This window comes from Enterobacter sp. NFIX58 (genome assembly GCF_900110475.1).
GTDB classification, from domain to species: Bacteria; Pseudomonadota; Gammaproteobacteria; order Enterobacterales; family Enterobacteriaceae; genus Enterobacter; species Enterobacter quasiroggenkampii.
On record NZ_FODW01000001.1, the window covers coordinates 723,279 to 747,647 of the forward strand.

Consider the following 24,369-nt stretch of genomic DNA (forward strand, 5'->3'; position numbering starts at 1 on the left):
AGGAGTGGATATGTCGCAGACGTTACCGGGAATTGATGTCATGTTCGTCGCCGGGTTCGGGCCTATTTCACAGGATACAGCGTCCAGCACCGCGTTTTATATCCAGACTCTCGGACTGCCGCTGAAGCCGATGGAGGGCAATGCCGATTATCTGCTCACTGAAGAGGGACGCTTACCGGGCGTGAAGCATTTTGCCGTCTGGCCGCTGTCACAGGCGGCAACGTCCTGTTTTGGTGAAGCGCAATGGCCCCTGGAGCATCCTATACCGCAGGGATGGATTGAATATGAGGTGCAGGATCTCGATTCCGCTACCCGTGTTTTGAGTGAAAAAGGCTATCGGTTGTTAGTCGCCAACCGCACGGAACCGTGGGGGCAAACCGTCACTCGCCTGCTCAGCCCGGAAGGCTTGCTGACCGGACTAACGATTACGCCGTGGCTGCGTGGATAGAGGATGTTATAAGGTGCTGGCTTATATCACGATAGGGACAAATGACTTTCAGCGCGCCGTGAACTTTTATGACGCTATTTTTAACGTGCTGGGCTATTCACGTCTGCCCGCCTGGACTGATAGCTGGGCAATGTGGGGAAACGAAAATCATCCGGATGACGAATTTAGCTTCTGCATTTGTCCTCCTTTTGACCAGCAACCCGCGACGGCGGGAAACGGGACAATGTTCGCATTCAGAGCCGATAACGGGGAAATTGTCAGACGCTTCCATGCAGCGGGCCTCCGTGCAGGAGGAAAGGATGAAGGCGTGCCCGGTACACGAACCGCCTACGGCCCCGATTTTTATGTTGCCTATCTGCGCGATCCTGACGGGCATAAACTGGCATGCGTTTACCGGAATTATTCACCTGATGCAGATACGCTCTCAGGAGAGGAAGAGTCACGTCACTAATAAAGTTTTAAAGTATGGTCCGCTTTTAGCGAAGAGCGGACCTAAAGAACTTGTGTCAAACATCTGACGATTGATCCCCCACCAGGTTTCAAAAGGACCGGTAGACACCCCGTCCTGCGGAGAGATCACTTCAGCTCCAGCATGCTTATCACATGGGCAATATCCGCGATATCACCAGCTGACAATGGTTGCAGAGGTCGAGGCAGGCAATCCATGTCGGTAAGCCCAAGCACACCAGCAGCAGCGGCAATAACGCGAATACTTCCCCCATGTTTCCGGAAGAGCGACCACAACGGCTCGAGGCGGGTTGTCAGGGCTGTAACGCGTTGATGATCGTTTGCCGCCGCAGCTTCGGTGATTTGTTTCGCCATCTCAGGGAACAGACCGCCACACACGGAATACCACACTTCACAACCGGCGTTTAATCCCAGCCCCGCATAAGCGTCGCCACTAATACCGATTGTTACGCCAGGGCGCAAATGTTGACGTAACGCATTCACCCGCTCAATCGCTGCAGCGGGGCTATCCGGGACGCCAGGGATCTTGACCGAGCGAACCCCCTCAAGTGAGGAGAGACGACCGTGGAGTTCATCCGTAAAGGTAAAATGCGTAGTGCCCGGATTATCATAGATACACACCGGTACAGAAACGTGCCGGGTAACGGTCTCAAAGAGTGAGAAGACTTCTTCGTCACGGAGTGGCTGGTAACTGACCGCCGGGAGTAACAGCGCATTCGCACCAGCTGCCTGTGCATCATCTGCCAGATGCAGAATGGCATCGGTACTGACCGCTCCCACACACACCATAACGGGGATGTTCCCTGCATGCTGTTTTGCCAGCGTTGCTACGCGCTTGCGCTGCTCCCGGGTCATATAGGCGTAGCTTCCGGTTGACCCCAGGATGCCCATAGAATCAACCCGAGCGTCTGTAAGACGGGAAAGAATATGGCTGAAACCCTTTTCATCTACGCCGCTGGCAGTGACTGGGGTTAATGGAAACGCCGACAAACCGGTAAACATAACTGTTTCTCCTGAAGGGTATTACTGCTGTTGTTCTTCGATGAGAGCAACTTCAAACCACAGACCGGGCATCATTTTTTCCAGGCCGTCGGTCAGCATCTTCCCGGCTTCGTGAAGTCTATCCAGCGGCATCTGCGGGAGACTCTCCAGAATGAACCACATTTCCTGAGCTTCCACGCCTAAGCGGGTTCTGATCCCCTGTCGCCAGTTCCAGCGACGGCAGGTCACGCCGATATCATCACACCAGATAACCTCGCCTTGTGAAGGATACTCAACGGTGGCCTCTCCCTCTTTGACGGTATCAAAAGGCTCTGTTCCTTTTGCGACAGTCAGACGCGGCGCCCCCTGATAGGCAGAGAGATTCTCTCCACCAACCGGAACGGCATAGCGGAGACTAACGGCATTATAAAGATCAACGATAGGATCGAGCGCTGGCATCGTTCCGTCACGTAACACGCGCTTGCGTAACGCATCCGCTGAGCAAGGAGTGCGTTTAGGTTTAGCACCAAACTTTTGAAAAACGTCGGCCCATGCCGCCAGATGAGAGTCCGCCCACTCTGGTTCACCGGCCAGAACGGCTTCACAGGCTTCACGCAGCGCCATTTCTCCAGTGTCGGGATTAAGCACTGGCGCAGCTTTTACGCAGATGCTGAGTGCCCGAAAACCGGGAGCAATACGATAAATTTCAGGGGCAATTGACGGCGATACTGTTAGCACGTGATAATCCTGTAATGACCAATTTATTCCATGATAATGACCAATGACCAAAAAAGTCAATTTAATGACCGATGCAAATTCGATCGCCAGTTCCGTGAATGAAGCCGTATCGCAGCGAATAAAACTGTATCGTAAGCAAAAGAAAATCTCCCTTGATGAACTCTCGCGTCGGGCAGGCGTCAGCAAGGGAGCGCTGGTTGAGATAGAGGGATGCCGGGCGAATCCCAGCATTGCCCTGCTATGCCGCCTGGCTGCCGCAATGGGGGTTTCAGTGGCTGATTTTGTGGATGTCAGTTCAAAACCGACCGTGCATCTCATCGCTGAAGATGAGATCCCTGAATTGTGGGAAGGTGAAAAAGGCGGGAGAGCAAGATTGCTAGCAGGGTCGGGTGGCCCTGATATGACCGAGCTCTGGATGTGGGAAATGCAGCCGGGGGAAAAGTTTGCGTCCCCCGGCCACACGGAAGGTACGCTTGAACTGTTTTATGTGCAGTCGGGCACGCTCACACTCGGCGTACAGGAACACGTGTATCGGGTAAATACTGGCTGTTCGGCAACCGCCAGAACGGACGTTCCTCATTTCTATGAAAACCAGGGGGAGAACCCGCTGGTATTTATCATGACAGTACATGAAAAAGCATCCTGAGCATTCCCCGGCATAGAGGACAGCCCTGTGCCTCATCACAAGTAGCCCAAAAGGAGGAGTTCGGTGAATAATCAGCATCTGCGTTTTACCAAAGACAAATTTATTGTCACAACCGATCCCAGCTTTTTTCAGCTGGAAGCCATTCACGATTACCTCTCGCAATCGTCCTGGGCTCCTGGTATTGATGCTGAAACGGTCAGGATATCAATCCAGAACAGCCTTTGTTTCGCGCTCCTGGATGGAACAAGACAAATCGGCTTCGCCCGTCTGGTCACAGACTATGCCACTTTTGGTTATTTGTGTGACGTCTACGTGCTGAACGATTATCAGAAAAGTGGTCTTGGACGTTGGCTGATTGAATGCTGTCATGCCCATCCATTGTTGTCACGTCTGCGACGGATAATGCTGGTAACCGACAGCGCGCCATGGTTATACCAGAAGCTGGGGTATAACCCATTGAACCGACCAGATTTTGTCTGGCAAATCAATCGACCCGATATTTATCGTAACCCCGGGCAAAAATAAAAGTACTTTTCAGAGAGTAATGATAAATGTGAATCCGCAGGGCCTGTCACTCTGATGCAGAAGAATTTGCTCTTTTAGCCGAACGAATCTTACGACATCCGCTTCTGGCACTGAGCGGATATGCTAACTGAGCTAAAGGTCCGCTGTGAGTGAGAAGCAAACATCTTAAGTAGGTTGTTCTTTTATGCTACTACCTCTATGTAGCCATGTTATATGGCTACATTTATGCAGAAGTAAGGATTAGTCTTTTCCCGGCCCATAATTAAATTTTGTCCCTTTGCCAATGGCGTAAAACTGTCCGCCAGCAACGTAATGGACAGTACGTAATTCATCTGGTGCATCATCAAAAATCCAGTGCCCATTTTTGAAAACGCGGTCATCACTCCATGCTCCGACAATTTCCCCCATGAACAAGTTGTGCTGCTTTTCATTTTCTTCATTGGGTATGACCTTACATACTAACCAGCCAGCGCAACCTTCAACTAAAGGCAGATCAAACTCTTTCTGATAAAATAGTGGGGTTTTACTATTTTTATCGGGCGTGTCGGAATAACTGTGACCTCCAGCATATAAAACCATTTCCATCTGATTTACTACTGGGATCTGTACAACGTAATATCCGCTTTTTTCTACAAGTCCGCGAGTAAATGCCTGTGGACCTATAAAAGCCATCACTTTGTTATTGCCTACTAATCCCACCCAGGCCGCTGCCATGACATTTTCAATGCCATCATTTTTAGCCGATATCATCGTCGTTGGCCCGACCTGTAATAAACGATAGGCTTTGTTTAACTCTACTGGTTGAATTGACATAGTTTACTCTTTTGAGTTCTGATAAAAAGTAAGACAGGTTACTTATTTGATTGTTCTATTATATGGCTGGAATAGTTGCAAATTAATTGCTATTATCAAAATACATTATTGCAGATTTCACAATAATCATGGACAAACTTGACGCTCTAAAATTTTTTATCATCGCCTCTGAGACCTTGAACTTCCGCGAAGCAGCCATCAAGCTGTCGGTTTCACCATCAGTAGTAACCCGAACAGTCGCTGAGCTGGAGAAACAACTTGGTGAACCTTTATTCAAACGCAATACTCGTTCGATCTTTCTCACCAGTTTCGGCGAACTATTTTTACCCCAAGCGAAGCGACTGCTTGAAGATTCTGAAAAACTATTTCAGACAGGGAAAGATGATAATGACATGAAGGGTATTGTTCGTATCACATTACTTCGATTTCCAAATCATGAACAAATCTTGTATGAACTATTGACTGCACTACGTCCCTATCCTGAGTTATTTATCGACTGGCGTTTAGATATGATGAAACTTGATACTATTGAGCATCGTATCGATATAGGTATACGCGTAGGGCGAGAACCTAATCCAAACTTTATCATTAAAAATATCGGACAAGTTGAACATATTTTGGTTACATCCCCTGAACTTATTGAGCGACTGGGAGCACCTACTGATTTAGAAGATCTTCGACAGCGTTATCCATTTAGTGGTTTAATTAATCCTGAAACGGGAAAATCATTTGAGTTTATGAGTGACGCAGTAAATACTTTTGTCCCTCGTCATATTGAGTTTTATACTACAGATCCATATGCCGAAATTCAGGCTGCATTGGCCGGGAGAACGGTTGTACAGTCCAGCGACTTTATCTGTAGGGAGTACTTAGCAAGCGGCCAACTTGTTCCCCCATTGCCAGAACTGCGACAGGAGAAATGGCAATTTTATTTATATCGGCCTTACCAGCTGATTACTCCCAAAAGGGTGACGGTCGTTTTCTCGTTATTAGAAAAAATATTACGCAAATATTTCGCATCAAAATAACATTCTCCTCGAGGTCCGCATCTGGCACAGAGCGGACATCAGAATATCGGCTATCCCCGACAAACAGATGGCTCTAGCGACAAAAACACTCACCTTCCCAGTGCCGCAACAATTACCTCCTCCATTTTCTCGGGCGTGGTCACCGGTGCAAAGCGCTTGAGGGGTTTACCGTCACGCCCGATCAGGAACTTGGTAAAGTTCCACTTAATCCGCCCACCCAGCACGCCAGACAATTCGTCTTTCAGATAACGAAAAATCGGATGTGCTGCGGCACCGTTGACCTCGACTTTCTCGAACATGGGAAAGCTGACGCCGTAGTTAATGTAACAGGTCTTTGAGATGTCGTCGGCACCGCCAGGTTCCTGCTTACCGAACTGGTTGCAGGGGAAGCCAAGCACCACCAGCCCTTGATCGGCGTATTTTTTAAACAGTGCTTCAAGACCCGCATACTGGGGCGTAAAGCCGCACTGGCTGGCCGTATTAACAACCAGAACCACCTTACCCGCATAGTCGGCCATTGAGATCGGCCGGCCATCAAGGCTGGTAGCGGTAAACTCGTAAAAGCGCGTCATCTGTGTGGTCCCTGTTCTGCTAAATCGAGAGGTGGATACAAAAATACGAGGTTCAGGACTGACATTCCAGATCTTCGCGAGTGGGCCCCTGAAAGTAGACGGTACCAATGTGGCAGCTACGGGGCTGAGTCAGCACAAAACGCACCGTTTCCCAGACAGATCGTCCATTCATTAAGCGCTCCCCCATTCGTGAGCGATCGTCGACAAGCGCATCTAACCCGGTAAGTTCAAAATCGGGTGGATACAAGCCGGTCACCCTTATATTTTCCCGGGACAATTGTTTTGACAGTTTGGTGATAAAGCCGCTCATTCCATGTTTGCTGGCAAAAAAAGCGGGATGGGCAATGGAATCTGTAAAGTTCGGAATACCGCATGCGGATATAATCGCAATGATGTCTGCGCCGTCTGAGCGTCGCATTCCTGATAGCAGCGCCTGGGTGAGCAGGATTGAACCTGTCAGGCCTGAACTGACGGTATTGACGATTTCTGTGCTCGATTGTTCGTCTAGAGTCCCTGACAGCCACTGAGCAGCATTCAGTAGTAAAATATCGATTGGCCTGTCTGCATGTAAGACCTGCGAAGAGAACTGAGAAACGGATTCCGGCTGGGCTAAATCGCAAAGATACCCTCTTGCCACACCCCCTTCAGCCGCGATGAGGGCACAGGTTTTTTCTATATCCTCGACCCGACGGGCGCTAAAATCCACGTCAACGCCCTCTCGCGCCAGCCAGACGCACAGCGCCTGACCAAATCCCCCGCCGCCACCCGTGATAACAGCGCGTTTTCCTCTCAGCATAACTCTGCGTCCTTTATCGTGATGAGTCTGTGTCGGAGGATTTATAGCATGGTGAGGCGGGGTAACATCTTCCCGTTAGTGCCGTGGCGCGAACTTCCCGTCCTACACCGCCGACTTCGGCCGTAAATTCTCGTCAAACGTCAGCCGCTTGCGTTCAGGCTCAGCCTCGCGCAGCGGCTCGACCTGATGCATCGTCAGCTTGCAGCGCTCCACCAGTACCTGGTATTCCCGCGTGCCCTGCTGCTTCCAGGCCAGTTCCTGCTCGCTCAGCTCACGGATCGCCTTAGCCGGGCTGCCGATGATCAAATGGTTGGCAGGCATCTCCGCTTTGGCCTTAACGAACGCCGCCGCGCCGACGATGCTGTTTTCACCAATGACCGCCCCGTCCATCACCACCGCGTTCATGCCCACCAGCGCATTGCGGCGGATCACACAGCCGTGAAGAATGGCGCTGTGGCCGATGTGCCCGTCCTCTTCCACCACCGTGTCCTGCTCCGGGAAACCGTGCATCACGCAGTTATCCTGAATGTTCGCCCCGTCTTTCACCACGATACGGCCAAAATCACCGCGCAGGCTGGCATTGGGACCGACGTAAACGCCTTTGCCCAGAATCACGTCACCAATGAGCACCGCTGTGGGATGAACGTAGCTCTCGTCCGGCACGACCGGCGTCAGGCCGTCAATTTGATAAACAGGCATCTTCCCTCCTTATGCGCTTGTAAGACCACCAAAGCGTTGATAGTAGAGCGTGCCGGGCACGGGCAGTTCGCCGACAGAGGTTTCGCCCTTCTCGCTGACAAACGCCAGCGCCCCCGGCGCGACACGCTGATAGATATTAATGCAGAGCTGTCGGGCGCTTTGTCCCGCCCAGTGCGCAGGCAGTAACTCTTCCGGCAGCAGCGGGTCCTTCAGCACCACGCGACGATAAAAGTGAATCAGCAGCAGCTGGATCTGGAAGCAGCGTTCCGGCGTCAGCTCCTCCGGCGCGGCCTCTTTCAGCAGCGGCAGCAGCGGCCGGAATGAGCTGATAAACGACTCGTACATCGCGTTTTGCTCGGTTAACTGCCAGCACTCTTCTACGCGTGAACGCAGCGCGGCGCGCGAGAGCGCCAGCGGCGAGTGGGCTTCAAAGAAAATCACGTTTTCCGCCACGCCGGCATCGTGAAGCAGGGACTGCACGTCCGCCAGATGCTGTGACGGCGAGGCCATCAGGCTCGGCGCCAGCGTGCCAAACCCCTGCCAGATCAGCTGCTTTTTAACGTCGGCCAGGGTGGTTTTATCCAACCCCTCGGAGAGCAGCAATAACCATTTACCGTCCCAGGCGGGCAGTTCCGCGCGGTAGATCTTATTCTCCGCGCGACGCGTCAGACGCAGCCCCTTATCGCTCAGGCGGTAAAAGCTGCGTCGCCCGATGCGCGAGACGTCCAACCAGCCCTCTTTGTTGAGGCGAAACAGCGCGGTACGCACGAACCGTTCGCCAAACCCCATGCCTTCCAGTAAGGCAGCCAGGCTGCCGAGCCAAATCTCACCGCCGCGATGGGAAAGCGCGTCACCGTATAACGAGGAGATAAGCGAGGTCCCGCTGACGGGAACAGAGCTGACCGCGTGCTGGATAAAGGCGTCGAGTTTATTCATGTGATTCATTCTGTTGTTATTTTTGTCCTGGATGAATCATAGCATAGGACCCTCACCCTGACCCTCTCCCCAGAGGGGAGAGGGGAAAATGCCACACCGAGCAGTCCCTTCGCCCTTTCTGAGGAGGCAAAAGACCGCACCGTACCGTCCCTTCTCCCCTTCGGGGAGAAGGCCAGGATGAGGGGGGTGTTGTTTTAACCGTTGGCCGCAACTTTACGCAGGTCAAACACCCGGCAGGCTTTGCCCTCCGAGCGCGGGATGCTGCCGCAGTTCACGATTGTCACGTCGGTGGAAATCCCCACCATCGACTTAATACGGTGGCGCAGCTGGTGGCACACCTGGCAACGCTGCTCGTGCGTCAGCGTCAGACTGCTCTCTTTCAGCTCCACCTTCACAGAAAGTGAATCAAGATGTCCGCGACGGTTCACCTCAAGCTGGTAGTGCGGAGAAAGGTGTTCGAACTTCACAATCTCCTCTTCCAGCTGCGACGGGAAGACGTTGACGCCGCGAATGATCAGCATATCGTCGCTGCGGCCGCTGATCCGATCCATACGACGCATGCTGCGCGCGGTTGCCGGGAGCAGACGCGTCAGGTCGCGGGTGCGGTAGCGGATCACCGGCAGCGCCTCTTTGGTCAGCGTGGTGAACAGCAGTTCGCCCTGCAGGCCGTCATCCAGCGGCGTGCCGTCGTTCGGGTTGACGATCTCCGGGTAGAAATGATCTTCCCAGATGGTCGGGCCGTCGACGGTTTCGATACACTCCATCGCCACGCCCGGCCCCATCACTTCGGAGAGGCCATAGATGTCCAGGGCCGTAATCCCTAAGCGTTTTTCAATTTCACGACGCATGGCCTGCGTCCACGGCTCGGCGCCGAAGACGCCCACGCGCAGGGAACAGGTGCTGGCATCGCCGCCCATCTGGCGCTCCAGCTCTTCAATCAGGTTGAGGCAGTAGGACGGCGTCACCATGATCATGTCCGGCTGGAAATCACGGATCAGCTGCGCCTGTTTCTCCGTCTGGCCACCGGACATCGGGATCACCGTCGCGCCTAAACGCTCCGCCCGGTAGTGCGCCCCCAGCCCGCCGGTAAACAGACCATAGCCATACGCCACGTGAATTTTGTCCTTCGCGCTGCCGCCCGCCGCGCGCAGGGAGCGCGCCACCAGGTTGGCCCAGTTGTCGATGTCACCCTGCGTGTAGCCGACAACCGTCGGTTTGCCGGTGGTGCCGGATGACGCGTGAATGCGCACCACCTGCTCCATCGGCACGGCGAAAGTATCGAACGGATAGTTATCCCGCAGGTCCTGCTTGGTGGTGCACGGGAACTTACGGATATCCGCCAGCTCTTTGAAATCGTCAGGATGAATGCCCGCAGCATCAAACTTGCGTTTGTACATCGGCACGTTGTTATAGGCGTGATGCAGCGTCCATTTCAGACGCGCGGTTTGTAGCGCCTGTAACTCGTCAAGGGAGGCCGTTTCAATCGGATCAAGCTTTGTTGTATTTGTCATTGTAGGGTACTCACATTGTTTTTATGCTCAAACACGCTCAAGGATCATGGCAATGCCCTGACCCACACCGATGCACATCGTACACAGCGCGTAGCGCCCGCCGCGTCGGTGCAGTTCGTTACTCGCGGCCAGCGCCAGCCTGGCGCCGCTCATGCCCAGCGGGTGGCCCAGCGCAATCGCGCCACCGTTCGGGTTGACGTGCGCGGCGTCATCCGGCAGGCCCAGCTGACGCAGCACGCCCAACGCCTGCGCGGCGAAAGCTTCGTTAAGCTCAATGACGTCCATATCGTGAATACTGAGTCCGGCGCGCTCCAGCACCCTGCGGGTGGCCGGTACCGGGCCGAGCGCCATCTTCTCGCTGGCGACAATCAGCGCCGCCGCGCCGTCGTTAACCCCGGAGGCATTTCCGGCCGTGACCACCCCGTTCTTACGGAACGGCGTTTTCAGCCCGGCAAGCTGTTCGAGTGTGGTGTCCGCGCGCGGATGTTCATCCACGCTGAACTCAGTGATCGCCCCTTTTTTACCCGGCACCGGCACCGGCACCGGGACAATCTCCTGCGCCAGAACGCCGTTTTGCTGCGCCTGCGCGGTACGCTGCTGGCTGCGCAGCGCGAAGGCGTCCTGATCGGCACGACTGATATTTAACAATTCAGCTACATTCTCTGCCGTTTCCGGCATACTGTCAGTTCCGAATTGCTGATGCATGAGCGGATTCACAAATCGCCAGCCGATGGTGGTATCGAAGATCTCCGCCTGTCGCTGAAACGCCGCGGTAGCTTTGCCCATCACAAACGGCGCGCGGGACATCGACTCCACGCCGCCCGCAATCAGCAGGTCGCCGTCGCCCGCCTTAATGGCGCGCGCGGCAAAACCAATCGCGTCCAGCCCCGACCCGCACAGGCGGTTAATGGTGGTTCCGGACACCGTCTGCGGCAGCCCGGCCAGCAGCGACGACATACGCGCCACGTTGCGGTTATCTTCACCCGCCTGGTTCGCGCAGCCGAAGATCACGTCGTCAATCCGCTCCAGATCGAGCTGCGGATAGCGGGCCAGCAGCGCGCGCAGCGGCACGGCACCGAGATCGTCAGTTCGAACAGCGGAAAGCGCGCCACCGTAGCGGCCCACCGGGGTTCGAACGCCATCACAAATAAATGCGTCACGCATCAGGCCTCTCCTGTCACGCTGCCGCCGATGCGGTGAGATTTTCCGCGAAAAAGGGCGACGGTTTTCTGTTGTTGGTTTTGGATTTCAATGTCATACACGCCGGTCAGTTTGCCCTGATGCTTCACCCGCGCGGTGGCGGTGAGCGTGTCCCCAGCGAAGCCCGGACGCAGAAAGTCAATCGAGCAGCCGGAGGCTACCGCCGCCAGCCCCTGGCTGTTGCAGGCGTAGGCAAAAGCGGTGTCCGCCAGCGAAAACAGCTGGCCGCCGTGGCAGGTTTTATGGCCGTTCAGCATCTGCGGAGTGATGGTCATGGTCACTACCGCGTAGCCCTCGTCCATCTCGACAATGTCCATCCCCATCGCCTGCGCGCAGGCGTCCCGTTCGTACATGGTGCGGGCGTTATGCCAGGCGTTATGACTCATAGCTACTCTCCAGAAGCGCGCGCTGGCGCAGCAGTGAACAGGGGCGATAGCGCTCTTCGCCGTAATGACGCTGCAGGTTCTCCAGCAGCGTCAGCAGGCGCTGCCAGCCCAGACGCTCGCCCCAGGCGATCGGCCCGCTCGGGTAGTTCACGCCCAGGCGCATGGCCGTGTCGATGTCCTTCTCGCTGGCGACCCCTTTTTGCAGGGCATCCAGCGCCTCGTTGGCAATCATCGCCAGCGTCCGCCAGATCAGCAGGCCGGGATAATCGGCAATTTGCACCACCCGGTGTCCCTGCTGCTGCAGGTAGCGAATGGCTTTTTGCGTCGCGGTATGCGGGTTACTGGCGGCAGCGGCAATGACCGCCACGTCACGCTCAATCCGGTCGACCACCACCACCGGGCCGTTGAGCCGTAGCGCCAGCGCCTGCGCGGTCTCGCCCTGCGTTTCAACCAGATAGACATCATCTATTTCCGTGACACCGTCACGTCTTTTTTCCACGCGCATCGGGCTATAGCTGTCGTTCACCGACTCAACCCACTGCACGTCAGGTTTGTCACCCTGCCAGTCGTACACGCCCTTTCCGCTCTTTTTGCCCAGCCTTCCTGCCAGCACCAGTTCCTGCTGAACCAGCGAAGGCAGAAAACGACGATCCTGCCAGAAGGCGTTAAATACCGAGCAGGTCACCGCAAAGTTGACGTCCTGACCAATCATGTCGGTCAGCTCCAGCGGCCCCATCGGGAAGCCGCCGCCTTCACGCAGGGCGGCGTCAATCACCTCCGGCGGAGCGACCTGTTCTTCCAGCGCGCGCCAGGCTTCGGAATAGAACGGACGCGCGACGCGGTTGACGATGAACCCCGGCGTTGACTGGCAGCGAACGGGCTGTTTGCCCCAGTTCAGCGCCAGCTCGCACAGCGCGTCGGCCACTTCCGGGGAGGTCGCCAGCCCGCTGACCACCTCCACCAGCTTCATGACCGGCGCCGGGTTAAAGAAGTGCAGGCCTGCGACGCGTTCCGGGTGGTGGACGTCCGCCGCTATCGCCGTGACGGAGATGGAAGAGGTATTGCTGGTCAGCACCGTCTGCGGCGGGCAGATCTCCGCCAACTGCGCAAACAACGCCTTTTTCACCTCCAGCCGCTCGGAGGCCGCTTCAATCACCAGATCGGCCGCGGAAAGCGCGTCAATATCGGTGACGGGAACCAGCCGGGCAAGGATCTGGCTGCCGGCATCGGCGGAAAGCTTTCCGCGCGTCACCCGGGAGGCCAGACGCTGGCGGATCCCGTCGATGGCACGTGATATCGCATCGCTGGAGATGTCGTAGATCAGAACCTGATGACCATGGCTGGCGGCGACTTCGGCAATCCCTGCGCCCATCGTGCCGCTGCCGATCACGGCGACAGTCCGTATGTTCAGCATCTTATTTCCCCGTAAAGTTCGGCGCGCGCTTCGCGAGGAAGGCGCTGACGCCCTCGCGGTAGTCGTCGCTGCGCCCGGCCAGGCGCTGATAGTCGCGCTCGAGATCGAGCTGAGCGTCCAGAGTATTGGTTTCCGCGGCGTTGATCGCCTGCTTGATCAGCCCCAGGCCGAAGGTCGGCTGCGACGCAAAATGCAGGGCCATCTGCTGTGCCGTGGTGGAGAGCTGTTCGTCATCCACCACCTGCCAGATCATGCCCCACGCCTGCGCCTGTTCGGCGCTGAGTTTGTCCCCGAGCAGCGCCAGCCCCATGGCGCGGGCGCGTCCGGCCACGCGCGGCAGCAGCCAGGTGCCGCCGCAGTCTGGCACCAGGCCAAGCTTGCTGAAGGCCATCACGAAGTTGGCCGAACGGGCGGCAATCACCATGTCGCACCCGAGCGCCAGCGTGGCGCCCGCGCCCGCCGCCACGCCGTTAACGGCACAGATGACCGGCTTCGGCAGCTTTGCCAGGCGGCGCACCAGCGGGTTGTAGAAGGTTTCAACGGACATGCCCAGATCGGGCGCCGGGCCGTTGGGGTCGACGTTGCGGTCATTCAGGTCCTGACCGGCACAGAAACCACGTCCTGCGCCGGTGAGCAGCAGGCAGCGAACGGTGTCATCGCGCTCGGCCTGTTTCAGGCACTCAGCCAGTTGCTGGTGCATCACGTCGTTAAAGCTGTTCAGACGCTCCGGACGGTTCAGCGTAATGGTCATCACGCCCTGTTCTACATGACTGAGAATAAATTCCACAATTAGCGTCCTTTAAAGTCGGGGGTGCGTTTTTGTAAGAAGGCGTCGATGCCTTCCCGGCGGTCTTCAGTGGCGGAAAGTAGCGTAAACAGCTGGCGCTCCTGGGCCAGACCGGCCTGGAGCGGCACCTCCTGTGACTGGCGCAGCGCCTGTTTGGCCGCCTGCAGCGCCAGCGGCGAGTGGCGCGCCATCAGGGCCGCCTGCTTCAGGGCATACTCCAGCGTCAGCGCCGCCGGGAAAACATCGCTCACCAGCCCGGCGTTCAGCGCCTGCTCGGCGGAAATGCTCTCGCCGGTCAGCACCATTTTGCTGGCGAGCGATTTCCCGATGCTACGGATAAGGCGCTGGGTGCCGCCCGCGCCGGGCATGATGCCGAGCGTGATTTCCGGCAGGCCGAAACGGGCGTTGTCACCGGCAATCACCACGTCGCACAGCAGCGCCAGCTCGCAGCCCGCGCCCAGCGCGAAACCGTTCACGGCGGCGATCAGCGGTTTAGGAAAAGCATTGATACGCGCCCACAGCTGCGGGCGAATATCGTTCAGGGTGGCAGGCAGGTCTTTCTCCGCCATCTCATTGAGATCGGCCCCGGCGGCAAAGCAGCGCTCGCTGCCGTAAATCACGCAGACTGCGATGTCGGCATCCACAGCGGCGGCCTCAAGCTGTTCCGCAAGCTGGGTCAACAGCGCGTTGTTGAGGGCGTTGCGCGCCGCCGGACGGTTTAGCGTCAGCTGCAGCACGCGGCCATGACGGGTAACAGTCAACTCGCTCATGCCATCCCCTTCGCGTCGAAGTCGACGATCACGTCGGCGGTTAACGGTAAAGACTGGCAGCTCAGCACATACCCGGCGGCCAGCTCGTCCGGCTCCAGGCTGTAGTTGGTCGCCATGTCCACCTTCCCGCGCAGCACTTTGCATTTGCAGGTGGCGCAGACGCCGCCCTTGCAGGCATACGGCAGATCCGCCCCCTGACGCAGGGCGGCATCAAGAATGCTTTCGTCGTCCGCCGTCAGGGTAATTTCACGGTCGCGCCCGTCCTGGCGAACGGTCACTTTCTGTCCGCCCGCCTGCACGTGCACCGCGCGCTTAACGGTGATTCCGGAGGTGTTAAAGCGCTCAAGGTGAATGGATTTGTCCGGCATCCCCAGCGCCTTCAGCGTAGCTTCCGCGTCATCCATCATTGCAGACGGGCCGCAGATAAAAGCCTCGTCATACTGGCGGAAGTTGATCAGGGTTTTCGCCAGCGCCTGCAGCTTTTCCCCGTCGATGCGGCCATAGAGCAGGTCGCTGTCCAGCCGCTCCTGGCTGAAGATGGAGAGCAGCTGCAGCCGCTGCGGATATTTGTCCTTCAGGTCCGCCAGCGCCTGGCGGAACATCATGCTCTGGCTGCTGCGGTTGCCGTAGATCAGGGTGAAATGGCTGTTGGGTTCGGTCGCAAGCGTCGCGGAGATAATCGCCAGCATCGGGGTGATCCCCGAGCCTGCCGCAATTGCCAGGTAGTGGCCTTCGCGTTCGGCCTGTGGCTGGTAGCCAAACTGCCCCTGAGGAACCATCACCTCCAGCGCCATGCCCGCTTTGATCTCATCCCGGGCATAGCGGGAGAAGCGCCCGCCGTCGATGGCTTTGACCGCCACGCTGATTTCGCCCGGAGCGGTACTCCGGCAGATGGAGTAGCAGCGGCGCAACTCGTCTCCGCCAAGCGTCGTTTTTAACGTCAGGTGCTGGCCGGGACGAAAGCGGTAGGCCTCCTGCAGCGCCTGCGGCACCGCAAAGGTAATGGTCACCGCGTCGCGGGTTTCGGGTTCCACTTTTGCCACAGTTAATGAATGAAACGTTGTCATGGCAGCCTCAAATACATTTGAAATAGTCGAAGGGCTCACGGCAGGAATTGCAGCGGTAGAGCGCTTTGCAGGCCGTCGAGCCAAATTCACTGATAAGCGAGGTGTCGGTGCTGGCGCAGCGCGGACAGCTCACCTCCACCGGCGCGTGCGCGTGACAGCTATGCCCCACCGGCGGACTGATGCCGTACGCCCGCAGGCGCTCACGCGCGTCGGGGGTCATCCAGTCGGTGGTCCAGGCGGGTTCAAGCTGGAGCACAATGTGCACCGGAGTAAAGCCGTGCACGGTCATCGCCTCGCGGATCGCCCCCAGCAGGTGTTCCGTCGCCGGACAGCCCGAGTAGGTCGGCGTAAAGCCAATGACCCAGCCTTCCCCCTGCGCCTTCACGCTGCGCACCATGCCTAAATCGGTGATGGTTAACACCGGAACTTCCGGGTCCGGAATCTGGCTGAGCAGCGCCCAGATCTGCGGGATTTGCGCGGGCGCGATGTCGACGAGGCGTTGCATAGCGTTCTCCTTTACCACTGCTGACCGGGATACACGCGCTGGAGGTACTGCATTTCCGCCAGCATCGGGCCCAGATGTTCGGTGTGCAGCCCCTGCTTGCCCCCGGTGCGGTACGCCGCCTCGGCGGGCACCTGCAGGCAGGCTTCATTCAGACCGGCATACACTTCGCTTTCCCACGTCTGGCGCAGGAGGCGCGGGTCAACCGCCACGCCGGACTCAATCAGCTCCCGCTCGACGTCATCGGCTTCAAACAACTCGGCCGTAAAACGCCACAGATTGTCGATGGCCTGCTGCATTTTTTGCGCAGACGTTTCGGTCCCGTCGCCCAGACGCACCAGCCAGCCGCGGCTGAAGCGCAGGTGGTAGCGCGCCTCTTTAATCGCTTTGGCGGCAATGGCGGCAAGCTGGCCGTCGCGGCTTTGGGTCAGGCGTTCGTACAGCGCCACGTTCCAGGCATCCATCAGGTACTGGCGGGCAATCGTGTCGGCGAAGCTGCCGTTCGGCTGCTCCACCAGCAGGACATTGCGGAACTGGCGCTCATCGCGGCCAAACGCCAGCGTGTCTTCATCGCCCTGGCCTTCCCGCTCCGCGGCATAGGTCAGGAAATTGCGCGCCTGTCCCAGCAGGTCGAGGCCGATATTGGCGAGCGCGAGATCGATCTCCAGCTCCGGCGCGTGGCCGCACCAGGCGCCGAGACGCTGGGAGAGGACCAGACCGTTATCGCCCAGACGCAGGGCATAGGCAGTGACTGAATTCATTCTTTGCCTCACATGTGCTCGATGCCGTCAGGGATGGTGTAGAACGTCGGATGGCGGTAAACCTTGCTTTCCGCCGGGTCGAAGAATTCGCCGCGCTCTTCCGGCTGGGAGGCGACAATCTCGCTCGCCTTAACCACCCAGATAGAACAGCCTTCGCTGCGGCGGGTGTAGGCATCACGTGCATTTTCCAGCGCCATGCGATCGTCGGCGGCATGCAGACTGCCCACGTGACGGTGGGATAACCCTTGTTTGCTGCGTACGAACACTTCGTACAGCGGCCAGTAGACATTGCTCATCGTGATTCCTCTTAAGCCACTTTGCGGGCGTGTTGTTTTTCGGCGTGCGCCAGTGCGGCTTCCCGCACCCACGCCCCCTCTTCCCAGGCTTTACGTTTGGCGGCCAGGCGTTCGTGGTTGCAGATGCCGCGCCCGTTAATGACCTCGTCAAACTCGTGCCAGTCAATCTCGCCGAAGCGATAATGACCGCTCTCTTCATCAAAATGCAGGTCGGGATCGGGCACCGTCATGCCCAGCATCTCTACCTGCGGCACCGTGTTGTCGACAAAGCGCTGGCGCAGCTCGTCGTTGCCGAAGCGTTTGATTTTCCACGCCAGGCTGCGGGCGCTGTTCGGCGAATTGTCGTCGTTCGGCCCGAACATCATCAGCGCCGGCCACCAGAAGCGGTTGATGGCGTCCTGCAGCATCTGGCGCTGGGCTTCATTGCCCTGCGCCAGCGCCATGCAGGCTTCAAAGCCCTGACGCTGGTGGAAGCTCTCTTCTTTACAGATTTTCACCATCGCGCGGGCATACGGACCGTAGGAGGTTCGGCACAGCGCCACCTGGTTGACGATGGCCGCGCCGTCCACCAGCCAGCCGATCACGCCGATATCGGCCCAGCTCAGGGTCGGATAGTTGAAGATGGAGGAGTATTTCATCTTGCCGTCGAGCATTTTCTGGTAGATGTCTTCCCGTGCGCAGCCCAGCGTTTCCGCCGCGCTGTAGAGGTAAAGCCCGTGTCCGGCTTCGTCCTGCACCTTCGCCAGCAGGATCGCCTTACGGCGCAGCGTCGGGGCGCGGGCGATCCAGTTCCCTTCCGGCAGCATGCCGACAATTTCGGAGTGCGCATGCTGGCCAATCTGGCGGATCAACGTCTTACGGTAGGCGTCAGGCATCCAGTCCTGAGGCTCAATCGCCGTCTCCTGCGCTATGCGCTGCTCAAACCGTTGTTCTTGCGTCACGTCATCACCTTTATGATTCGTTAGTTTGCAAATTAAAGCGTAATGTTGAATCACTTTGTTTTTTAAAAGTTACACAAAGGTTAAATATAACCCCAAGAATTGTTTCCTGATTATGTGACGCTGCTCGCAAGGCTTTTACTACAGGCGCGCTGGAGAGCTTCCTGGCGCGCCGCGTTTCATCAGAGCGGATCACAATGTTAACAATTCATTAAAACTCAGCTTGATTTTTATGATTCATGATCAAACTATTAATGGGTAAATTACGTAACATTTGGAGATAAGCGATGCAGCAGTTAGCCAGCTTCTTATCCGGTACCTGGCAGTCTGGCCGGGGCCGCGAACGCACTATTCATCACGCCATCAGTGGCGAAGCGCTGTGGAGCGTGACCAGCGAAGGGCTGGACATGGCGGCCGCCCGTCGCTATGCGATTGAGCGCGGCGGCGAAGCGCTTCACGAGATGACCTTTATCGAACGCGCGGCCATGCTGAAGGCGGTGGCAAAGCACCTGCTTAGCGAGAAAGAGACGTTTTATGCCCTGTCCGCCCAGACCGGGGCGACAAAATCAGACAGCTGGGTCGATATCGAAGGCGGGATCGGCACCCTCTTCACTTATGCAAGCCTGGGCAGCCGCGAGCTGCCGGATGACACCGTGTGGCCGGAAGATGAGCTGATCCCGCTGTCAAAAGAAGGCGGCTTTGCCGCGCGTCACGTCCTGACCTCCAAATCCGGGGTGGCGGTGCACATCAACGCCTTTAACTTCCCCTGTTGGGGAATGCTGGAAAAACTGGCCCCGACCTGGCTTGCCGGCATGCCCGCCATCATCAAACCCGCCACCGCCACCGCACAGGTGACGCAGGCGATGGTGAAATCCATCGTCGACAGCGGGCTGGTACCGGACGGCGCCATCAGCCTGATCTGCGGCGGCGCGGGGGATCTGCTTGACCAGCTCGACAGTCAGGACGTGGTGACCTTTACTGGCTCCGCCAGCACCGGGCAAAGCCTGCGCGTGCACCCGAATATTGTGGCGAATGCCATTCCGTTCACGATGGAAGCCGACTCCCTTAACTGCTGCGTGCTGGGGGAAGACGTCACGCCGGAGCAGCCGGAATTTGCCCTGTTCATTCGGGAAGTGGTGCGCGAGATGACCGCCAAAGCCGGGCAGAAATGTACGGCCATTCGCCGCATTATCGTCCCGCAGAGCCAGATTGACGCCGTGAGCCAGGCGCTGGTTGCCCGGCTGGAAAAGGTGGTGGTGGGCGATCCGGCGCAGGAAGGGGTAAAGATGGGCGCGCTGGTCAACGCCGAACAGCGTGCGGACGTGCAGGAGAAAGTGGAGCAACTGATCGCCGCAGGCTGCCAGGTCCGCCTGGGTGGCAAAGCGGATTTGCAGGCCGCTGGCGCGTTCTACCCGCCGACCCTGCTGTTCTGCCCGCAGCCGGATGAAACTCCGGCTGTGCACTCAACCGAAGCTTTTGGCCCGGTTGCGACGCTGATGCCGTATCGCAACGCGCGCCACGCAATGCAGCTTGCCCGCGCGGGCGGCGGCAGCCTGGCGGGTACGCTGGTCACCGCAGACCTGGACATTGCCCGCCAGTTTATTACCGGTGCGGCGCGCGCCCACGGGCGTATTCAGATCCTCAACGAGGAAGCCTCGAAAGAGTCCACCGGCCACGGTTCCCCGCTGCCACAGCTGGTGCACGGCGGCCCGGGCCGCGCGGGCGGCGGCGAAGAGCTGGGCGGCCTGCGCGCGGTGAAGCACTACCTGCAGCGCACCGCCATTCAGGGCAGCCCGACGATGCTGGCGGCTATTGGCAAACAGTGGGTGCGTGGCGCAGCGGTGCAGGAAGATCGTGTGCATCCGTTCCGCAAATACTTTGAGGAGCTCCAGCCGGGCGACAGCCTGCTGACGCCGCGCCGCACCCTGACGGAAGCGGACATCGTGAACTTTGCCTGCCTGAGCGGCGACCACTTCTACGCCCATATGGACAAGATCGGCGCGGCAGAGTCGATCTTTGGCGAGCGCGTAGTGCACGGCTACTTCCTGATTTCTGCCGCAGCAGGGCTGTTTGTTGATGCGGGCGTCGGGCCGGTGATCGCCAACTACGGCATGGAAAACCTGCGCTTTATCGAGCCGGTTAAACCGGGCGATACCATTCAGGTGCGTCTGACCTGCAAGCGTAAAACGCTGAAGAAACAGCGTACCGCCGAGGAAAAACCAACCGGCGTGGTGGAATGGGCGGTTGAGATCTTCAACCAGCACCAGCAGGCCGTGGCGCTCTACTCCATCCTGACGCTGGTGGCGCGCCAGCAGGGGGATTTCTGACACCTTCCCTTCACCGCCTTTCCTGCCGGGTGGCGCGATGCTTACCCGGCCTACGACGACCACCCGGGGTGTGACATTGCCCCGCTCTTTTTTTAACCTGGCAAGACTGGCAAATAATCTGGCAGATGCAGGCAAACGCTTTTCTCAGGCGCCTGTCAGGATAAGGCTGTCACAACACAATAAACACAACAAGATGAGGTCTACGATGGGAAGCAATTCTTCTTTTTCTGCCCGTAGAACGGCGCTGGCTATGGCCGTTGCGCTGTGTTGCGCCTGGCAATCCCCTGTTTTCGCCCACGGCAGTGAGGCGCATATGGTCCCGATGGACAAAACGCTGCAGGACTTTGGCGCCGACGTTCAGTGGGATGATTACGCACAGATGTTCACCATTGCGAAAGACGGCGCCTTTGTGAAGGTCAAACCGGGCGCGAAAACCGCCATCGTCAACGGGAAAACCCTCAAGCTCGAGGTGCCGGTGGTGATGAAAGGCAAAAAAGCCTTTATCTCTGACAGCTTCATCAACGATGTTTTCCAGTCCGGTCTTGACCAGACTTTCCAGGTTGAAAAACGCCCTCACCCGCTAAACGCGCTGACGGCGGACGAAATTAAGCAAGCCGTTGAGATTGTCAAAGCCTCAGCGGATTTTAAACCGAATACCCGCTTTACCCAGATTGCCCTTGCTGAGCCAGAGAAAGCCAAAGTGTGGGACTTTGTGCTTAACGGTACGGCGGTGGATGCCCCGCGTCAGGCAAAGATTGTGATGCTCGATGGGAAGCACGTTATCGAAAGCCTGGTGGATCTGAAGGATAAAAAAATCCTGCGCTGGGAGCCGGTGAAAGATGCGCACGGCATGGTGCTGCTGGATGATTTCACTGCGGTACAGCAGATCATCAACGACAGCACGGAGTTTGCCGAGGTGCTTAAAAAACACGGCATCACCGACCCGAAAAAAGTGATTACCACGCCGCTGACCGTCGGCTATTTCGACGGTAAAGATGGCCTGAAGCAGGAAGATCGCCTGCTGAAAGTGGTGAGCTATCTGGATGTCGGCGACGGCAACTACTGGGCGCACCCGATTGAAAACCTGGTGGCCGTGGTCGATCTTGAGCAGAAGAAAATCCAGAAGATTGAGGAAGGTGCCGTTGTTCCGGTTCCGATGACGCCGCGCCCCTACGATGGCCGCGACCGTATAGAGACGCCGAAAAAACCGCTCGACATCATTGAGCCGGAAGGCAAGAACTACACCATTACCGGCGATATGGTGCACTGGCAGAACTGGGACTTCCACCTGAGCCTGGACTCCCGCGTCGGCCCGATGATTTCAACCGTCACCTATAACGACAACGGCAAAAAACGCCAGATTATGTATCAGGGGTCGCTCGGCGGCATGATCGTTCCTTACGGCGATCCGGACGTGGGCTGGTACTTTAAGGCCTATCTTGATTCCGGCGACTACGGCATGGGCACCCTGACCTCGCCGCTGGTGCGCGGTAAAGACGTGCCGTCCAACGCGGTGATGCTCAATGAAACCATCCCGGACTACACCGGCGCGCCGATGGAGATCCCGCGTGCGATTGCGATTTTCGAACGCTACGCAGGCCCGGAATATAAGCATCAGGAGATGGGCCAGCCTAACGTCAGCACCGAACGCCGCGAACTGGTGGTGCGCTGGGTGAGTACCGTGGGCAATTACGATTACATCTTCGACTGGGTGTTCCATGAAAATGGCACCATCGGCATTGACGCCGGTGCGACGGGTATCGAAGCGGTGAAAGGCGTGCAGGCGAAAACCATGCACGATGCCACCGCCAAAGACGATACAAAATACGGTACGCTGATCGACCACAACATCGTGGGCACCACGCACCAGCACATCTACAATTTCCGTCTTGATATGGACGTGGATGGTATCAACAACAAGCTGGTGGCCATGGATCCGGAAGTGAAGCCGAATACCGCCGGTGGCCCGCGCACCAGCACCATGCAGATCAATCAGTACGATATTGATACCGAGCAGCAAGCAGCGCAGAAGTTCGACCCGGGCACGATTCGCCTGCTGAGCAACACCCGTAAAGAGAACCGCATGGGCAACCCGGTATCGTACCAGATCATTCCTTACGCGGGCGGCACGCACCCGGTGGCAACCGGCGCGAAATTTGCCCCGGACGAGTGGATTTACCATCGCCTGAGCTTTATGGACAAACAGCTGTGGGTGACCCGCTACCACCCGGATGAGCTCTACCCGGAAGGAAAATTCCCTAACCGCTCCGTGCACGACACCGGCCTGGGGCAGTACAGTAAGGATAACGAGTCGCTCAACGATCAGGATGACGTGGTCTGGATGACCACCGGCACCACCCACGTGGCACGTGCGGAAGAGTGGCCGATCATGCCAACGGAATGGGTGCATACCCTTCTTAAACCGTGGAACTTCTTCGACGAGACGCCAACGCTCGGAAAGAAAAAAGACGAAAAATAACCATCCACCGGGCAATTGCCCGTTTTTTTTGCCCTGAAGTTTGAGGATCGCCCTGGCTTGCTTATAGTTACTGATATCTCACCTGCATGATTTATCCCCCGGACGGGAAAGGCCTTTATGGAAAAAAGAAAACAACCGACGCTGGAACGGGCAACCTGGTCCACGCGCCATGCCATGGTCATGCATGGGCTGGCGATGAACCTGCCGTGGCTGGCCTTCGTCAACGTCAGTTTCGCGGTGATGATCCTGCTGCGACACATCCTGCTTAAGGCCAGCGATCCCCTTTATCCGCACTCGCCGCAGCTGACGAGAATGGTCGATGCCTCCATGCTCGGCATTATTATTCTCTCTGCTGCGCTGATCCTGATGGCCTGGCGGCGTATCGCCGGAATCAGCGTGGTGTTGTTTATCTGTAGCGCCATCTGGTCGGTCTCCTGTTTCTGGTTCATCACGCAATTGCTGCTGCCCCACGTCTGGCCGCTGTGCGTCATTCTGTTACTCGCCGGGTTAACGGCGCTTTATTTTTACCCTGAGGGGCTGCTCGCCTTTGTGCTCCCGCTCTGGATCACCCTGCCGGTCGCAAGCTGGGTACGCAATGATGGCCTAAACCTGCACTTCATCATCATCTGGAGCGTGTTTACGCTGATCCTGGTCTGCGGGCGTTTCATTCTGCTGAGCTGGTTTGACGAAGCCTGGCGACGTAACCAGCAAAATCAGCTGCTGATATCACGGCTGGACGCGCTGGCGCACCAGGACCCGTTAACCAAGACCGCCAATCGCCGGAAAATGGAGGTGGTGCTGGAGAACGCGGTTGAGCAGAAAAAAACCTTCTCGGTGATCATGCTGGATATCGACTACTTCAAGCGCTACAACGATACCTACGGGCACCAGGCAGGCGACGACTGTCTGACCCGCGTGGCGCGCGTGCTGAAGCAGTCGGTGCGCACACCTGATGATGTGGTGTCACGCTACGGGGGTGAGGAGTTCGTGGTCATCCTCTTCAATTGCCCGGCAAACATCGCGGAAAAGGTTGCCCTGCGTATTCAGGACGGCCTGCGTACGGAAGCCATACCGCACGACGCCTCCACGGTCAGCGACCATGTCACCGTAAGCATGGGGATTGCGAGCATGGCGGAGGGGCTGGCCGGCACCGAGATCATCGCTCGCGCCGATGCGGCGCTTTATCGCGCGAAAGAGGCCGGACGGGATCGGTGGTCGCTCTAAATAAAAGCCGGGTGACCCGGCCTACGGATCGAGGTGTTGTAGGCCGGGTAAGGCGTA

26 protein-coding genes are annotated in these 24,369 nt (G+C 57.5%); 8 read left to right on the forward strand and 18 right to left on the reverse strand.

Annotated elements, in window-relative coordinates:
• Positions 1-10: 10 nt before the first annotated feature.
• Both BMW97_RS03475 and BMW97_RS03480 read left to right on the forward strand, forming a co-directional pair.
• Positions 11-448 carry a VOC family protein gene (locus tag BMW97_RS03475; protein ID WP_045910444.1) on the forward strand — a complete coding sequence of 146 codons (438 nt, stop codon included), beginning with the start codon at positions 11-13 and terminating at the stop codon, positions 446-448.
• A gap of 13 nt (positions 449-461) precedes the next feature.
• Positions 462-899: a VOC family protein gene (locus BMW97_RS03480; protein ID WP_072052296.1), complete on the forward strand. Its 438-nt coding sequence runs from the start codon at positions 462-464 to the stop codon at positions 897-899.
• 125 nt (positions 900-1,024) lie between these two features.
• Here BMW97_RS03480 and BMW97_RS03485 read toward each other — a convergent pair whose 3' ends face one another.
• Both BMW97_RS03485 and BMW97_RS03490 read right to left on the reverse strand, forming a co-directional pair.
• Positions 1,025-1,918: a dihydrodipicolinate synthase family protein gene (locus tag BMW97_RS03485; RefSeq protein ID WP_045910442.1), complete on the reverse strand. Its 894-nt coding sequence runs from the start codon at positions 1,916-1,918 to the stop codon at positions 1,025-1,027.
• Positions 1,919-1,939: 21 nt separating this feature from the next.
• A complete protein-coding gene (locus tag BMW97_RS03490) occupies positions 1,940-2,635 on the reverse strand; it encodes a B3/B4 domain-containing protein (RefSeq protein WP_045910441.1) in 696 nt (231 codons plus the stop codon).
• Positions 2,636-2,678: 43 nt separating this feature from the next.
• On the opposite strand from BMW97_RS03490, the gene BMW97_RS03495 reads away from it, so the two are divergent.
• Both BMW97_RS03495 and BMW97_RS03500 read left to right on the forward strand, forming a co-directional pair.
• Positions 2,679-3,281 carry a helix-turn-helix domain-containing protein gene (locus tag BMW97_RS03495; protein WP_045910440.1) on the forward strand — a complete coding sequence of 201 codons (603 nt, stop codon included), beginning with the start codon at positions 2,679-2,681 and terminating at the stop codon, positions 3,279-3,281.
• Between the two features lie 63 nt (positions 3,282-3,344).
• Positions 3,345-3,806 carry a GNAT family N-acetyltransferase gene (locus BMW97_RS03500; RefSeq protein WP_008502363.1) on the forward strand — a complete coding sequence of 154 codons (462 nt, stop codon included), beginning with the start codon at positions 3,345-3,347 and terminating at the stop codon, positions 3,804-3,806.
• A gap of 240 nt (positions 3,807-4,046) precedes the next feature.
• Here the strand turns inward: BMW97_RS03500 and BMW97_RS03505 are convergent, their stop codons facing one another.
• The gene (locus BMW97_RS03505; protein ID WP_045910439.1) at positions 4,047-4,619 is read right to left on the reverse strand and encodes a flavin reductase family protein; all 573 of its coding nucleotides are present in this window, start codon (positions 4,617-4,619) and stop codon (positions 4,047-4,049) included.
• Positions 4,620-4,747: 128 nt separating this feature from the next.
• Between BMW97_RS03505 and BMW97_RS03510 the strand changes: the two genes are divergently transcribed.
• The gene (locus BMW97_RS03510; protein WP_045910623.1) at positions 4,748-5,647 is read left to right on the forward strand and encodes a LysR family transcriptional regulator; all 900 of its coding nucleotides are present in this window, start codon (positions 4,748-4,750) and stop codon (positions 5,645-5,647) included.
• An 89-nt stretch (positions 5,648-5,736) separates the two neighbouring features.
• Here BMW97_RS03510 and BMW97_RS03515 read toward each other — a convergent pair whose 3' ends face one another.
• From BMW97_RS03515 to paaA, 15 genes are all read right to left on the reverse strand, one after another.
• The gene (locus BMW97_RS03515; RefSeq protein ID WP_045910438.1) at positions 5,737-6,219 is read right to left on the reverse strand and encodes a glutathione peroxidase; all 483 of its coding nucleotides are present in this window, start codon (positions 6,217-6,219) and stop codon (positions 5,737-5,739) included.
• Between the two features lie 52 nt (positions 6,220-6,271).
• The gene (locus tag BMW97_RS03520; RefSeq protein ID WP_045910437.1) at positions 6,272-7,015 is read right to left on the reverse strand and encodes an SDR family oxidoreductase; all 744 of its coding nucleotides are present in this window, start codon (positions 7,013-7,015) and stop codon (positions 6,272-6,274) included.
• A 102-nt stretch (positions 7,016-7,117) separates the two neighbouring features.
• Positions 7,118-7,714: a phenylacetic acid degradation protein PaaY gene (paaY, locus tag BMW97_RS03525; RefSeq protein ID WP_045910436.1), complete on the reverse strand. Its 597-nt coding sequence runs from the start codon at positions 7,712-7,714 to the stop codon at positions 7,118-7,120.
• 9 nt (positions 7,715-7,723) lie between these two features.
• Positions 7,724-8,659 carry a phenylacetic acid degradation operon negative regulatory protein PaaX gene (gene paaX, locus BMW97_RS03530; protein WP_028016008.1) on the reverse strand — a complete coding sequence of 312 codons (936 nt, stop codon included), beginning with the start codon at positions 8,657-8,659 and terminating at the stop codon, positions 7,724-7,726.
• Positions 8,660-8,844: 185 nt separating this feature from the next.
• Positions 8,845-10,161 (reverse strand): phenylacetate--CoA ligase PaaK, encoded by a 1,317-nt coding sequence (gene paaK, locus BMW97_RS03535; protein WP_090392535.1) that lies wholly within the window; start codon positions 10,159-10,161, stop codon positions 8,845-8,847.
• Between the two features lie 27 nt (positions 10,162-10,188).
• A complete protein-coding gene (locus tag BMW97_RS03540) occupies positions 10,189-11,325 on the reverse strand; it encodes a thiolase family protein (protein WP_090392537.1) in 1,137 nt (378 codons plus the stop codon).
• Positions 11,325-11,747 (reverse strand): hydroxyphenylacetyl-CoA thioesterase PaaI, encoded by a 423-nt coding sequence (gene paaI, locus BMW97_RS03545; RefSeq protein ID WP_008502373.1) that lies wholly within the window; start codon positions 11,745-11,747, stop codon positions 11,325-11,327. Before paaI ends, BMW97_RS03540 begins: the two co-directional genes overlap by 1 nt.
• Positions 11,737-13,161: a 3-hydroxyacyl-CoA dehydrogenase PaaH gene (gene paaH / locus BMW97_RS03550; protein WP_045910433.1), complete on the reverse strand. Its 1,425-nt coding sequence runs from the start codon at positions 13,159-13,161 to the stop codon at positions 11,737-11,739. Before paaH ends, paaI begins: the two co-directional genes overlap by 11 nt.
• Before the next feature lies 1 nt (position 13,162).
• Complete coding sequence (gene paaG / locus BMW97_RS03555) at positions 13,163-13,951, reverse strand: 2-(1,2-epoxy-1,2-dihydrophenyl)acetyl-CoA isomerase PaaG (protein WP_086374926.1); 789 nt, start codon at positions 13,949-13,951, stop codon at positions 13,163-13,165.
• Entirely contained in the window at positions 13,951-14,718 is a 768-nt protein-coding gene (gene paaF / locus BMW97_RS03560; RefSeq protein ID WP_045910432.1) for a 2,3-dehydroadipyl-CoA hydratase PaaF, read from the reverse strand. Before paaF ends, paaG begins: the two co-directional genes overlap by 1 nt.
• Complete coding sequence (paaE, locus tag BMW97_RS03565; protein WP_045910431.1) at positions 14,715-15,785, reverse strand: 1,2-phenylacetyl-CoA epoxidase subunit PaaE; 1,071 nt, start codon at positions 15,783-15,785, stop codon at positions 14,715-14,717. The genes paaF and paaE overlap by 4 nt, the downstream gene beginning before the upstream one ends.
• Before the next feature lie 7 nt (positions 15,786-15,792).
• The gene (gene paaD, locus BMW97_RS03570) at positions 15,793-16,290 is read right to left on the reverse strand and encodes a 1,2-phenylacetyl-CoA epoxidase subunit PaaD (protein ID WP_045910430.1); all 498 of its coding nucleotides are present in this window, start codon (positions 16,288-16,290) and stop codon (positions 15,793-15,795) included.
• Between the two features lie 11 nt (positions 16,291-16,301).
• Complete coding sequence (gene paaC / locus BMW97_RS03575; protein ID WP_045910429.1) at positions 16,302-17,048, reverse strand: 1,2-phenylacetyl-CoA epoxidase subunit PaaC; 747 nt, start codon at positions 17,046-17,048, stop codon at positions 16,302-16,304.
• An 8-nt stretch (positions 17,049-17,056) separates the two neighbouring features.
• A complete protein-coding gene (gene paaB, locus BMW97_RS03580; protein ID WP_008502380.1) occupies positions 17,057-17,344 on the reverse strand; it encodes a 1,2-phenylacetyl-CoA epoxidase subunit PaaB in 288 nt (95 codons plus the stop codon).
• A gap of 11 nt (positions 17,345-17,355) precedes the next feature.
• Positions 17,356-18,285: a 1,2-phenylacetyl-CoA epoxidase subunit PaaA gene (gene paaA / locus BMW97_RS03585; RefSeq protein WP_045910428.1), complete on the reverse strand. Its 930-nt coding sequence runs from the start codon at positions 18,283-18,285 to the stop codon at positions 17,356-17,358.
• Positions 18,286-18,569: 284 nt separating this feature from the next.
• Between paaA and paaZ the strand changes: the two genes are divergently transcribed.
• The 3 genes from paaZ to BMW97_RS03600 all read left to right on the forward strand — a co-directional run bounded on the left by paaZ (position 18,570) and on the right by BMW97_RS03600 (position 24,312).
• Complete coding sequence (gene paaZ, locus BMW97_RS03590) at positions 18,570-20,609, forward strand: phenylacetic acid degradation bifunctional protein PaaZ (protein WP_045910427.1); 2,040 nt, start codon at positions 18,570-18,572, stop codon at positions 20,607-20,609.
• A gap of 205 nt (positions 20,610-20,814) precedes the next feature.
• On the forward strand, positions 20,815-23,088 hold the full coding sequence (gene tynA, locus BMW97_RS03595; RefSeq protein WP_045910426.1) for a primary-amine oxidase: 2,274 nt from the start codon (positions 20,815-20,817) through the stop codon (positions 23,086-23,088).
• A gap of 117 nt (positions 23,089-23,205) precedes the next feature.
• Positions 23,206-24,312 (forward strand): GGDEF domain-containing protein, encoded by a 1,107-nt coding sequence (locus BMW97_RS03600; RefSeq protein WP_045910425.1) that lies wholly within the window; start codon positions 23,206-23,208, stop codon positions 24,310-24,312.
• Positions 24,313-24,369: the final 57 nt, after the last annotated feature.